We start from the raw sequence: 12,930 nt of genomic DNA, 5'->3' as shown, positions 1-12,930 counted from the left end.
GTCGCCCGGTGGGGCCCGGCCGGCGTCACCCCGGGGGGGGGGGGGGCGGTTTGGGGGCGGGGGCGGGCGGCGCTGACGAGACGGTGGGGGGCGGGGCCGAGCAGCGCGCGGTACTGGGTGATCATCGGAAGCTGGTCGGTGTAGTTCTCCAAGTACCATCCGTTGCGCAGGATGACGAACTCCGAACCGCTGGCACGCAGGTACTCCTCGGTGCGGCGATGCTCGTCGGCGAGTGTCATGCGCGCGGTCGAGGCGTTGACGATGCTGGTGTACACGATCCGGGACACCCCGGCGCGGGCCGCCGCGTCGATGGCGTTGCGGGCGTTGTCGAACCGCTCCCCCACCGTCGTCGTGGAGACCAGCAGCAGCGTGTCGGCGCCCGCGAACGCGTCGTCGAGGGTGAACGGGTCGGCGAAGTCCGCGCGCCGCACCGTCACCCCGCCGTGTGCGAGGTCGGCGAGCTTGTCGACGTCCCGGCCGGTGGCCACGATCTGCGCCGGCGGTGTGCCGCCGGCGAGGAGCTGATCGACGACGAGCCGGCCGAGGTGACCCGATGCTCCGGTGATGACAGTGGACATGGTGTTTTCCTTCGATAGGTGTGCGGTGTGGGTGAACGACTGTGGGAGCGAAGATCGCCGGCGCCCCCGCGAGGAGTGGCCGTCCTGCCGACGGCCGTGGACACCCCGCCCGCCGTACCAGCGGCCGGTACCACCGGGCTCGACGCTCGAAGTGCCGATGCCACGGCCGGGTTCGACGGCCCGGCGGATCAGTTCCAGCCGCCGTCGGCTTCGATGGTGGCGCCGGTGATGTACGACGCGTCCGGCGAGAGGAGGAACGCGACCACGGCGGCGATCTCGTCAGGCTGGGCCATCCGGCCGAGCGCGCTCATCGAGCGGACGAGTGCGGGAAAGGGAACATCGGTGAGCGCGGGGTGGATGTAGTGGGGTGCGTAGCCGGCCATGCGGGTGGCGGTGGCGCCGGGGGCGATCGCGTTGATGGCGATGTTCCGTTCGGCCAGTTCGGGAGCGAGATTGCGCACCATGGCCGGGATGGCGGCCTTGCTTGCCGCGTACAGGGCGTGTCGATGGACCTCCAGGCGTGCGCTGACGGAGGAGCTGAGCACGATCCGGCCGCCGTCGGCCATCGCGGCGGCCGCCGCCTGCGTGACGAACAGCTGTCCGGCCACGTTGGTCTGGAAGAGGCGGTCGAAGTCGGCCTGGGTGATGGTCTCCAGCGCCCCGAAGTGCTCGACCCCGGCGTTGCTGACCAGCAGGTCCAGGCCGCCGAACTCGGACGCCACCGCGCCGACCAGCTCGTGGCACTGCGCCCTGTCGCTGATGTCGGCCGCGAAGGCCGACGCCTCACGCCCGTCGTTGCGGAGTTCGGCGACGAGCGCCTCGGCGGCGTCCTTGTCGGATCGATAGTTGACCGCGACCGCGGCCCCCTGGGCGGCGAGCCGCCGCACGATCGCGGCGCCGATTCCACTGCTGCCTCCGGTGACCAGGGCCCGCTTGCCGGTCAGGTTTGATGTCGATGTCATCGCGATACCTGCGTTCTCTCTGTCTCCGATGCGGTCTCCGGACGTGCACAGTCCTCGGGCGTACCGCCCGTTCCTTCATCGAGCCGCCATGCGACTTCGTCAGGAACATTGACTACCGTACTCGTGTGGCGGCGCCGACGCCAACAGCAGTCGGCGGGGCGTCGCCGAGGGACGGACGGCGCGCGGTGGAACGCGGCGAGCGCGCAGCCGGGCACGCGCCGCCGCGTCCGGCGCCGGCCGCGATCCGGCCCGGCGGCATTGACGTAAGGTGTGAACCTCGTGGGATCAGGTGGGCGACGGAGCCGAGAGCGGTATGGACGACGAGCAGCAGGTGAATCTAGGGGTGGCGCTGTTCATCCCGTACCGGTACACCGAGGACCGGATGTTCCGGGCCTTGCAGGATGCCGGGTTCGACGACTGGACCCTCGCCCAGTGCCGGGTGTTCCAACGCGTCGCCCCTGACGGATCACGCCTCACGGACCTCGCTGACCAGGCACAAATGAGCAAGCAGAGCGCCGGCGTGCTGGTCGACCAACTGGAGCGCCTGGGCTATGTCCGCCGGGTCCCCGACCCCACGGACGGTCGCGCCCGGTTGATCGTGATCGAGGAGCGCGGCAGGCGGGCGGTCGAGGTGGCCTCGGCGACGCTCGACGAGATCCTCGCGGAGTGGAAGGCGTACCTGGGCACGCGCAACTTCGCGCTGCTGCACCAGATCCTTGATCAGCTCCGCGAGATCACCGATCCCTACGCGCGGTAGGCCGGCCCCACCGGGCCGCCCGCCCTCGCTTCCCCTTCGCCCCAGAGCCGCCGGAGCCGGTGGGCTCCGGCGGCCTTCAGCTCGGCGATGCCATAGTCAGTTTCATTGACTTGTTCGTCAGCTATCCTTACGATCTGGGCGATCGGAGGCGTGCCTGCCGCGCGAAGCGAACCCTCGCGCAAGGAGGTAAGAGCATCCCGCCGCCCCCCGAGGTCTCCGGCGCGAAGGTGCACGGCAGCCAGGCGTTCCAGCCGCTCCTGGCGGACATCCCCTGGACATCCCTTCCATCCGCCGGAATAGGGTGCCCAGATGCCTGCCGGGAGTGCGCGCCCTCGATACTCCGCCGTCGAAGCTCTCCTGACGGATCGTTACGGGTCACCCGTCGGGGTCGAGACCTGGGAGCACCTGGCGCCCTGGTCCGTCGCCCGTGCAACGCTCCGCGGCGCGGCGGTCCCCAGGACCGTGGTCGTCAAATGGGTGCGGAGCCACCCGAGCGACACTCGCACCGAACCCATGCGACTCCACACCGAGTTGGCGGCACTGCGGTTCCTCTCCGAGGACCTCGGTCTGGCTCTCGCGCCGCGGGTTGTCGCCGCCGACCTTTCCGAGGGAATCGTGGTTCTGGAGGATCTGGCACCCCGCACCGCCCTGGACGAGCTGCTCCGCCGTGACGGAGCCGCGGCCCATTCCGATCGACTGGTCACCTTCGCCCGCGCCCGCGGCGAACTCAACGCCGCCACGGCCGGGTACGCCGACACCTACCGCGCGCGACGGTCGTCCAGCGGGCCGAGCAACCCGGAGGCCGGTCACGTGGACCGGTTCGCCCGGCTCCTGGACGAGGCACACGGAGACGGGCCCACCGCGCTCCCCGGCGCCCCCGTCACCGGGCGAGCCGAGACCGAACTCAGTTCCGCTCTCGCTGAGTTGAGCGAGCCCGGCCCGTTCCTGGCATTCAGCAACGGCGATGCGGAGGCGAACAACATCCTGCTCCACGAGTCAGGCCCCGCCGACGCCCGCCTCATCGACTTCGAGTCAGCGTGCTACACCCACGCCCTCCTCGACGCCGTTTGCCTTCATGTGCCCGGCCCGGCATGGATGACTGTGGGTGGCCCCCTGAGCGCCCGCCTTGGCGACCACTACCGCGGCGCTCTGGCCCACGGCATTCCCCAAGCGGAAGACGACCTGCGGTTCGGCTTCGGCCTGGCAGCGGCGTGCGTCTCCTGGGCGATCGTCCGCCTGCAACGGTTCGCCCTCCTCGACACCCGCGCGCCCGGAGACCACAGCAGACCCCAGCTCGTCGAGACGTTGGAAGCCTCGGCCCGTACCGCCGAGGCCCATCGCGCCTTCCCCCACCTCACCGGCTGGGCCCGTCACACCGCCGACCTGCTGCGCCGGCGCTGGCCCGACGCCGACGTGGACCTCACCGATCCCACCGCCTTCCCGCCCTACACGGCGCGCCGCTGAGCGGGGACGCACAAGGCGGTGGCCGGCCTCGGTTCCCGTGCGGCCGGCCACCGCTCTCCCAGTGCCGCTTCGCCTACGCCGACAGGTAGTCCAGGTCACCGGCGATCGCGCCGTCGACGAGGGCCCTCACCTCTGGCTTCCCGGCCCGCCACCGTCGCGCCCCGCTGCCACCGCCGGCGAGTGAGCCCGAAGAACCGTGCGCGCCAGCTCCTGCGCGGGAGCCCTGCTGGTATCGACCTTGAGGTCGTACCTGGCCTCATGGGCATGAACCGTCCGCAGGTGTCCCCTCGCCAGGCCCGCCGGATTGCCCCGTGCCGCCTCCCGCTCCTCCAGCACGTCGAGGGGGCAGTACACCCCGACGAGACAGACCTCCACGCCGGAGAGCGCCTGGAGCCAGTCCGCCAGCAGATCGGGGTCCAGCAGCATCTCGTCGACCACGACGTTGCAGCCCTTGAGGGCCAGCTCGGCGACCGACGCACAGGCGGCGGCAAGCATCCGGCGGCCGACGTCGCCGTACCGGACGGTGATCAGCTGACGGCCGTCCTCGTCACGCTCCGACCGGTCGTAGCGGAACCCTTCGAAGCTCAAGGGCCCGCCGCGGGCGCCGGCCCACTTCTCCGGCACCATCGCGAACAGCGTATCGATGCCCCAGTACAGGTACGGCTCGTCGCTTTCCTCCTGGATCGCGCGGGCCAAGGTGGTCTTGCCGGCACTTGACGTGCCGTTGAGAAAGATCACGCGACCAGGGCGGTCATACCGCGCAGAGGCTCCCATCCGACCAACCTATCGGGCCCGATCCACGACGGTGCGGCCCTCGGACGCAGGAACCCGGACGACCCCGCCTCGGCGCCGCGTTCCCCGCTGGGAGCAAATCCGCCGCTTCCCGGGGGAGTTCCGCGCACCAGGTGTCGGCGTACGGCGTGCTTCGGGCCGGCAGCCCGGCGCGTGAGCCGAGGGCCCCTACGGGAGCGGAGGGCCGCCGGCCGGTGCGGGCGCCCACCCGCGCAGCGTCGCGTCGATCGTCGATCCGAACGCCCGATCCAGCGTCGCGGAGTCGAGCGCGCCGGCCAGTTCGAGCGACACCAGCCCGTGCAGGGTCACCCACAACGAGAGGGCGATCAGCGTCGGTTCGCCCGCGAGCACCGCACCCGCCACGGCCCGGTCGATCGCCGCGAGCAGCGGCCTGACGGGGTCACCGGAGCCCACATCGCCCGAGGGGTCGAAGCGCTGCGCACCGCCGAACAGCACGGCGTAGAGGTGGCGGTGGGCGACGGCCCACCCCCGGTACGCGGCGGCCAGCGCGCGCAGGTCGGCGAGCGGGTCGCCGGACACCGCGACCGTCGACAGGTCCTGGAACAAGCCGGCCACCGCCCGGCCGCGCACCTCGGCGACCAGCCCGTCCTTGCCACCGAACAGGGTGTACACCGCCCCCGTCGACGTCTCCGCGGCGGCGGCCAGGGCCCGGACGGTCACCCCTTCCGGGCGGTGCGTGGCGAACATCTCCGTCGCGCACGACACCAGCCGTTCTCCGACGGCGTCGTCGTTCGTTCTCGGCCTTCCCACGTCGAGCAGTCTACCTGGTTTGGTAACATCGTTTTAGAACGTCGTTTCAAAACAAACCGGGGGCTTTTCGTGCCACTTTCCGCCATACGTGCCGCCCGCAGGACCGGCTCCGCCACCAGTCGCAGAGCCAGTCGCACAGGCAGCCGCACCGCCATCCGCACCGTCGGCCGGATCACCGGCCGCCTGCTGGCCGCACTCGCGGCCGTCGTGGGGCTGATCGCCGTCTTCCTGGCGCTGATCGTCGCCACCGACGGAGCGGGCTCGGGCGTCGTCGCGTGGGGGACGACTCTCGCCGTCGCGGCCGCCGCCGCACTGTGGCGCGGCAGGCGCCGGACGTGGCGACGGCGGATCGTGCCGTTCGTGCCGGTGGTCCTCGCCGCGGCGCTGACCGCCACGGTGTGCGTGCCGACGGTGGCCACGGCGCGGCACTATCCGCCGGCCCTGCCCTTCGTGGCCACGCAGCACTGGAGCCTGGCCACGGGCAGCCGCGTCGCGGTCTACCACTACCCGCCCGCCCCCGGCGGCAGCCGGCACCCCGTGCCGCTGGTCTACCTCAACGGCGGCCCGGTGCGCGGCATCTCGGTGCTCGACCACCGCTTCCTGCAACTCCTGGCCCGGCAGGGCTACGACGTCTACGCCTACGAGCAGGCCGGCGGCGGCCGCAGCGATCTGCTGCCCATGGACCAGTACTCGATCACCCGGTCCGTGGCGGACCTCGGCGCCTTCGTCGAACGGCTCGGGAAGGGCCGGGTCGACGTCGTGGGCTTCTCCTCGGGCGCCGTCGTGCTCACCCGCGCCCTGGCCGACCCGGCCGTCTCCGCGCACTTCCACCGGGCGGTGATCGCCGAACCCGGCCCGGTGGACGGACCCACCGCGCACCTGTCCGGCAACAAGGGCCGGCCGTCGGCGCGCGGCATCGCACCGGCCATGACCGGGCCGCGCTCCACCCACCGCCCGCGGTACGCCGTCGCGTTCGGCCTGATGCGGCTCGGACTGCTCCGGCCCGACACCGGACTCGTCGGCCAGGCCGAGGGCGACAACGCGTTCACCGCGGCCGACCTCGGCAGCGACACCGCGTCCGGCTACTGCGCCAAGGACGCGCACCGCATCCCCGTCGAGGACACGCCGGACAACTTCTCCTTCAGCGCCGCGGCGAGCCTGCGCGTCCAGCAGACGATCAAGGACTCACCGTCCATCGCGCCCCGGTTGAAGCGGTCGAACACGCCCGCGATGCTCATGCTCGCCGAGTGCTCCTCCCAGGTCCGCGCGTGGGAGACCACGGTCCTCGCCGACGACCCGGCCATCCAGCGCACCCAGTACATGCCCGGCGTCGGACACCACATGTGGAACGGCCTGGACGACAACGACCAGCGGGCCGCCACGGTCATCAGCGACTTCCTCCAGGACCGGCCCGCTCCGCTGCCGAACTACCCGACCCGTGCGGACATCCCGGCTTTCCTCCGCGCCCACAAGTGACGACGGCCGGCCTCCGGGCCGCAGGCCGCCCCGCACCCGCGCGGGGCGGTCAGCGGCGGGAGCCGGTCCTCGCATCCTGGCTCTCGATGGCGCCGCTGTCGGACGCGGGTCCTACGAGCGCGGGGGCACCGTAGAAGTCGGTCGTCCCAGCCGCCGGCCCGCCGTTGTCGATGGCGGGGCTGGTGGGCAGTGGGCGGTAGTCGCCCGCGTCGCGGTCGGCGAACCGGGGGTCGGCCAGGACGTCACTGGTGCCCGCGGCGTCACCGAGCACGCCCTGGATCACGTTGCGGTCGTGCGGCCAGAGGGCGTGCTGAGCCCGTCGAGGAGCACGCGGGTCAGGTGGTCGTCGGATCGGGCACCGCAGCGGCAGACCGCCACGTTGAGCACTCGCACCACCTCCGCCGGCGGCACGTCGGCGCGCAGGTCGCCCTGGCGTTGGGCGTCCGCGGCGATCTCGGCGATCAGCGCGTTGATCTCGGTCTCCAACGCGGGCAGTTCGGGGCGCCGTGGTTCACCGGTGATCAGGGACTTGGTCAACGACAGCGGCAGGGCCACGCAGCGGTCCACGAGCCGCAACAGCGCCTCCCACGCGGGAGCCCGGCCGAGTTCGGCCCGCGTGGCCTCCAGCAGTTCCCGCAGCGCGTCGACCGCGATGTCCTCCAACAGGGCGCGCCGGTCCGGGAAGTGCCGGTACAGCGTGCCGACGGCCACGCCCGCCTCGCGCGCGATGTCCTCCATCGACACGGCGTCGCCACGCTCGCCGGCCGCCCGGAGGGCGGCATCGATGATCGCCGACCGGTTCCGCCGCGCGTCCGCCCGCACCCCTGCCTCCCACCAATCTGAACCGCCGATTCACCTTATGCTACCTTCGCGGAACCTGAATACCGAGTTCACCTTGGAGAGCTCATGCGGATCGGCCTGTACGTCGGAGACCAGAGCGATCTCCAGTCCCAGATCGAGCAGGCGCGCGCGGCAGCCGAACACGGGCTGACCAGCGCGTTCTTCAGCCAGGTCCTCGCGTGGGACCCGCTGACCGTCGCCGCACTCGTCGGGGCGGCGGTGCCGGGGATCGAAGTGGGCACCGCCGTCGTGCAGACCTACCCCCGGCATCCGATCTCACTTGCCGGCCAGGCGCTCACGGTGGCAGCCGCCACCGGCAACCGGCTCACCCTCGGCATCGGGCCGAGCCACAAGCAGATCATCGAGGGTGTGTACGGGCTGTCCTACGACCAGCCCGCACGCCACACGCGCGCGTACCTGACCGCGCTGCGGGCCGAACTGTCGGGCACCGGCCACGTCCAGGTGCCGGGGGCACAGCCCCCACGGGTCCTGCTGTCCGCGCTCGGCCCGGTGATGCTGCGCATCGCGGGCGAACTGGCCGACGGCACGGTCACGGTGTGGACGACCGCGGCAACGGTCGCCGACCACATTCGGCCGAGGATCGACGCCGTGGCGAAGGACCCGCGGGTCGTGGCGGCGGTCATGCTGAGCGTGACCGACAGGCCGGACACCGTGCGCCAGGAGGTCGCCGGCGCGCTCGGCTTCGCCTCGGACCTTCCCAGCTACCGCGCACTGCTCGACCGCCAAGGCCAGAGCAACGTCGCGGAGACGATCATCGCCGGAGACGAGGACACCATAGCCGCCGCGATCCACGCCTACGCCGATGCCGGTGCCACCGACGTGCTGGTCAGCCTCGTCGGCAACAGCGCGGAGAAGGCCAGGACACTGAATCTCGCCGGGGAACTGGCCGGTTCCCTGTAAGGGGCCCACCGCGACGGCTCCCGCCCGGTCACCGCACCGCCCCCGCGCCCGCCGGCGGGACAGGGATCTTGCCGGCGGGCGAGCGACCCCACTGGCGGTAAGTCAATAACTAACAAAGCCTTGTCGAGTTATTGCACGGCCATATCAGCTCTGTTACGGTCCACCGTGCACTACCGGACCGAGTCCACCTCCGAGTCCGAGCCCGAGCCCGCACGGTCCCGTGGCCCGACAGCGCGCCGCTCCCCCCTCACGTCGGCGCGGCACGCGCGATGGACCAAGGGCCCCGACAACTTCATCTCCCCACCGCGCACCCGTATCCGTGCTGTTGCCCCACCCCCACTGTCAACAGACGGCGACGGCGGACTCCGCCCTCGCTCTCGCGCCTCAAGGAGTCAAAGGTGTTCAGGAGTTCCAGAGCACTGCAACGCGCGCTCGCCATGGCCGGCGGCGGCTCCGCGATCGGCCCGAGGTACTCCGCGGGCGAGCCGGCTGACGAGGCCCCGGCAGCGGCATCGGAACGACCACCGGCCCGGCCCGCGCCGGCAAGCTGACCGCCACCAGCAGCGCGAGCACCGCGCCCCCCTTGCCGCTCCCCGCGGCACGCGACGCGCTCCCCGCGCGTATCCGACCCACCGGCACCGCACCCACCGTTTCGCCGAAAGGACAGGACACCGATGTCCCAACTCCCCGCGTTACCCGGCAGCCCTCCCCCCACAGGCCGCCGCAGGCGGCTGACCACGTGGGGAGTGGCCGCCGCCACCGCGCTCGCCACGATCCCCGTGCTGCTCGGCGCCGCGACCGCCCAGGCCGCCACCGGCACCCCGCCCTACTGGGCCCAGTCCCCGTTCAACGTGCCGAGCGGGGTCGGCGCCAGCCTGCCGTTCACCGAGTACGAGGCCGAGGCCGCCGCGCACACCGGCACCGTCATCGGCCCCGACTTCACCCAGGGCGACCTGGCCACCGAGGCGTCCGGACGCGAGGCGGTGCAGCTGTCCTCGGCCGGCCAGTACGTGCAGTTCACGCTGACCGGCGCGGCCAACGCCGTCGACCTGCACTACGCCGTGCCGCAGGGCACGTCGGGCACGCTCGACGTCTACGTCAACGGCACCAAGCTCAGCCAGCAGCTCTCACTGACCTCGGCCTACAGCTACATCTCCACCGGCGGCATCACCGGCAGCAAGACGCACAAGTTCTACGACGACGCCCGGTTGGCGTTCGGACAGTCCTACCCGGCCGGCACCACGGTCAAGTTGCAGGTCGACTCCGGGAACACGGCCACGCCGTACACCATCGACGTCGCGGACTTCTACAACGTCCCGGCCGCGATCACCCAGCCATCCGGCTCGGTCTCGGTCGCGGGCTACGGCGCCGATCCGACCGGCGCGAAGGACTCCTCCAGCGCGTTCAACAACGCGATCACCGCGGCCAACAGCGCGGGCGAGCCGGTCTGGGTCCCCTCCGGCACGTACCTGGTCAGCTCGCACCTGAACATCTCCAAGGGCACGATCGAGGGCGCCGGCAACTGGTACACCCAGCTCAAGACCAATGAGCTGATCGACAACACCTCGTCGGTCGCGGGCCCGATCAACCTGAGCAACTTCGCCATCCTCGGCTCCACCGTCGGCCGGCACGACGACTCGACGTCCAACGCGATCGACGGCTCGCTCGGCAGCAACTGGACCGTCGACGGCCTGTGGGTCCAGGACACCAACGTCGGATTCTGGCTGCAGTACGGCAACAGCGGCTGCACGGTGGAGAACACCGTCATCGAGTCCACCGACGCCGACGGCCTGAACTTCAACGGCAACGCCACCAACTGCACGGTGAAGAACAACTTCATCCGCAACTCCGGCGACGACGCCCTGGCGATCTGGTCCTACCCGACCGCCGACTCCGGCATCACCTTCAGCAACAACACGATCGTGCAGCCGACGCTGGCCAACGGCATCGCCGACTACGGCGGTTCGAACAACACCATCTCCAACAACGTGGTGGCGGACACCGAACCGCTCGGCTCCGGCATCGACATCTCCAACGAGGCGTTCCTACAGCCCTTCTCGCCGCTGTCCGGCACGATCACCGTCTCGGGCAACTACGTGATCCGGTCCGGGGAGATGAACCCGAACTGGAGCCACCCGATGGGCGCGGTCCAGTTCGACCCCTACGACTCGGACTTCACCGGGGTGACCGTCAACTACTCGGGAGGCGCGATCCTGGACAGCCCGTACGAGGCGTTCGAGATCGTCGGGGGCGACGGCACCGGCCATGTCGCCAACGGGCTGAACATCAGCAACGTGAAGGTGACCAACACCGGGACCACGGTCTTCCAGGCCGAGACCGGCGGCGCGGCGAGCGTCAGTGGTCTGACGGCGAGCGGCATCGGCGTGTCCGGCGCGTACAACTACAGCTACCCGGGCAAGGTCTCGGGCGCGTACACCTTCAACCTGGGCAGCGGGAACTCCGGCTGGAGCACCACCCCGGTGCTCACCACCTTCCCGGACCCGGTGCAGGCCGGCTCGCTCAACGCGTCGAGCACCAGCCTCTCCTTCGGCGACGTCGCCTCGGGCAGCAAGAGCGCGGTGCAGAGCGTGACCATCAAGAACCCGGGCACCTCGGCCGCGGCGATCTCCTCGATCGCCGCCACCGGACCGTTCACCGAGACCAACACCTGCGGCACCTCCCTCGCCGCGGGCGGGTCCTGCACGGTCGGCGTGACCTTCGCGCCGACCAGCGGCGGCCCGCTCACCGGCACGCTCTCGGTGACCAGCAACGCCCCCGGCAGCCCGCTGACGATCGCGCTGGCGGGCACCGGCGTGACGGCCGGCACCAACCTGGCGCTCAACCAGCCGACCACCGCCAGCAGTTCGGAGCAGACCTACGTGGCGGCGAACGCGACCGACGGCAACACCAGCAGCTACTGGGAGAGTTCCGACGGCGCGGGATACCCGCAGACCCTCACCGTCGACCTCGGCTCCGCCCAGTCGATCGGCTCGGTCACGCTGGACCTCCCGCCGGCCACCGCGTGGAACACGCGCACCGAGACGCTGTCCGTTCTCGGCAGCACCGACAACAACACGTACACCACGCTGGTGAATTCGGCCGGCCACACCTTCGACCCGTCGACCGGCAACACCGCGAAGATCAGCCTGCCGTCCGGCAGCAGCGCCCGCTACGTCCGCCTCAGCTTCACCGCGAACACCGGGTGGAGCGCGGCCCAGCTCTCGGAGTTCCAGATCTTCCCCGGCGCGTGACGCACCCCGACACGCAGCCGCGCCGCCCCCTCCTGCCCGCATGGCGCGGGCAGGAGGGGGCGGGACCGCTCACCGGGACACGGGTCACGGATCACGGGTCACGGGACACCGGTCACGGGGTGAACGGGACACCATCGCTATGAGATCTGCTGGGCCAGGAGCCGCATGACGCGGCCCACCATCGCGAGCCTCTCGTCGACGGTGGCGCCACCGGGGACCTGGATCTTCGCCCCCGCGTAGGAGTACGCCCCTTCGGCCGCGCGCAGACAGCGGCGTACCTCGTCAGCGTCCATCAGGGAGGTGGGCTCGTCCTCGGTGAGGGGCAGGTGCGCGTCCGCCCACGCTCCCCCGTACCCGTTGCCGGCCGGCCCGGCGCCGGAGAACATGACGCCCTCCAACAGGCCCTCGGCGGCGAGCCGTTCGACCTGGGCGAGCGGCCGGCCCGGGTCCTGGGCCTCGATCGCCGAACGGCCCCAGTTGACGGTGACACCGATCCCCGCCTCCCGTGCGACGGGGATCTCGTCCTCCAGCGGCAGGAACCGCTTCTCGCCCGGTACGTCCGGCGCGTACGCGTCGCAGTGCTCCAGGACGAGCCGGGTGGACCAGGCGCCCTCGGCGGGTGCGCCCGCCGCGATCTCGTCGAGGGAACGGGCGAACATCTCCCGGGCAGCGGTCTTCGAGGGCGCGGTGTGGATATGGAGGGCGGAGACCGACTGCTCGCCGGTGAGCTGGTTCAGCTCCTCGGCGACAACACGGGCCTCGCGGAGGAAGTCGAGCGCCGCACTCCGTCCGGCCTCGTCCTTCGAGGCGAGCCCGAAGACACCCGTGGCCCCCACCCGCACCATCGTGCCGGGAATCAGGGTGATCACCGAACGGGTGAAGCGGCCCCGCATCTGTGCGGCCAGCCAGCGGATGTCCACACCGAGACCATCACGGAACGGGATCTCCAGCCCGTCGGCGATCCCCCGACCGGCGAGCCCGTCGTAGAAGCGCTCCTGGTCGGCTGGCAGGGAGGGCAGCGCCGCGTACGCGCCCACCAGGGCGGCGGGCCGTTCTGTGGTCATGGTGTCAGGTCTCCAAATGTTCCGTGCACGGTTCTCCGGTGAGACCGTACGGGG

General features: G+C 71.3%; 12 protein-coding genes. 5 read left to right on the top strand and 7 right to left on the bottom strand.

Annotated elements, in window-relative coordinates; genetic code table 11:
* Positions 1 to 578, bottom strand: a 578-nt coding sequence (locus ACIPAE_RS37100; RefSeq protein ID WP_402451482.1) for an NAD(P)H-binding protein, incomplete at its 3' end; no start/stop codon positions are given.
* A 188-nt stretch (positions 579 to 766) separates the two neighbouring features.
* Positions 767 to 1,540, bottom strand: a complete 774-nt coding sequence (locus ACIPAE_RS37095) for an SDR family NAD(P)-dependent oxidoreductase (protein ID WP_402451479.1) — start codon at positions 1,538 to 1,540, stop codon at positions 767 to 769.
* A 313-nt stretch (positions 1,541 to 1,853) separates the two neighbouring features.
* Between ACIPAE_RS37095 and ACIPAE_RS37090 the strand changes: the two genes are divergently transcribed.
* A complete protein-coding gene (locus ACIPAE_RS37090; protein WP_329372759.1) occupies positions 1,854 to 2,297 on the top strand; it encodes a MarR family transcriptional regulator in 444 nt (147 codons plus the stop codon).
* 513 nt (positions 2,298 to 2,810) lie between these two features.
* Entirely contained in the window at positions 2,811 to 3,761 is a 951-nt protein-coding gene (locus ACIPAE_RS37085; protein ID WP_402451476.1) for a hypothetical protein, read from the top strand.
* A gap of 126 nt (positions 3,762 to 3,887) precedes the next feature.
* On the opposite strand, the gene ACIPAE_RS37080 is transcribed toward ACIPAE_RS37085, so the two are convergent.
* A complete protein-coding gene (locus tag ACIPAE_RS37080) occupies positions 3,888 to 4,499 on the bottom strand; it encodes a chloramphenicol phosphotransferase CPT family protein (protein ID WP_402451473.1) in 612 nt (203 codons plus the stop codon).
* A 222-nt stretch (positions 4,500 to 4,721) separates the two neighbouring features.
* Positions 4,722 to 5,324, bottom strand: a complete 603-nt coding sequence (locus tag ACIPAE_RS37075) for a TetR/AcrR family transcriptional regulator (protein WP_402451471.1) — start codon at positions 5,322 to 5,324, stop codon at positions 4,722 to 4,724.
* 153 nt (positions 5,325 to 5,477) lie between these two features.
* Between ACIPAE_RS37075 and ACIPAE_RS37070 the strand changes: the two genes are divergently transcribed.
* Positions 5,478 to 6,800, top strand: coding sequence for an alpha/beta fold hydrolase (locus ACIPAE_RS37070; protein ID WP_402451512.1), 1,323 nt, complete (start codon positions 5,478 to 5,480; stop codon positions 6,798 to 6,800).
* Positions 6,801 to 6,849: 49 nt separating this feature from the next.
* Here ACIPAE_RS37070 and ACIPAE_RS37065 read toward each other — a convergent pair whose 3' ends face one another.
* Entirely contained in the window at positions 6,850 to 7,083 is a 234-nt protein-coding gene (locus ACIPAE_RS37065; protein ID WP_402451468.1) for a choice-of-anchor Q domain-containing protein, read from the bottom strand.
* A complete protein-coding gene (locus ACIPAE_RS37060; protein ID WP_402451466.1) occupies positions 7,080 to 7,622 on the bottom strand; it encodes a TetR/AcrR family transcriptional regulator in 543 nt (180 codons plus the stop codon). Before ACIPAE_RS37060 ends, ACIPAE_RS37065 begins: the two co-directional genes overlap by 4 nt.
* Before the next feature lie 84 nt (positions 7,623 to 7,706).
* Between ACIPAE_RS37060 and ACIPAE_RS37055 the strand changes: the two genes are divergently transcribed.
* Positions 7,707 to 8,561 (top strand): TIGR03564 family F420-dependent LLM class oxidoreductase, encoded by an 855-nt coding sequence (locus ACIPAE_RS37055; protein WP_402451463.1) that lies wholly within the window; start codon positions 7,707 to 7,709, stop codon positions 8,559 to 8,561.
* A gap of 674 nt (positions 8,562 to 9,235) precedes the next feature.
* On the top strand, positions 9,236 to 11,812 hold the full coding sequence (locus ACIPAE_RS37050; RefSeq protein ID WP_402451460.1) for a discoidin domain-containing protein: 2,577 nt from the start codon (positions 9,236 to 9,238) through the stop codon (positions 11,810 to 11,812).
* A 137-nt stretch (positions 11,813 to 11,949) separates the two neighbouring features.
* On the opposite strand, the gene ACIPAE_RS37045 is transcribed toward ACIPAE_RS37050, so the two are convergent.
* Positions 11,950 to 12,876, bottom strand: a complete 927-nt coding sequence (locus ACIPAE_RS37045; RefSeq protein ID WP_402451458.1) for a DUF4862 family protein — start codon at positions 12,874 to 12,876, stop codon at positions 11,950 to 11,952.
* Between the last annotated feature and the right edge of the window lie 54 nt (positions 12,877 to 12,930).

It is taken from the genome of Streptomyces sp. NPDC087270 (genome assembly GCF_044744625.1).
Lineage (GTDB): Bacteria > Actinomycetota > Actinomycetes > Streptomycetales > Streptomycetaceae > Actinacidiphila.
This window is presented reverse-complemented; position numbering and strand designations above follow the sequence as displayed.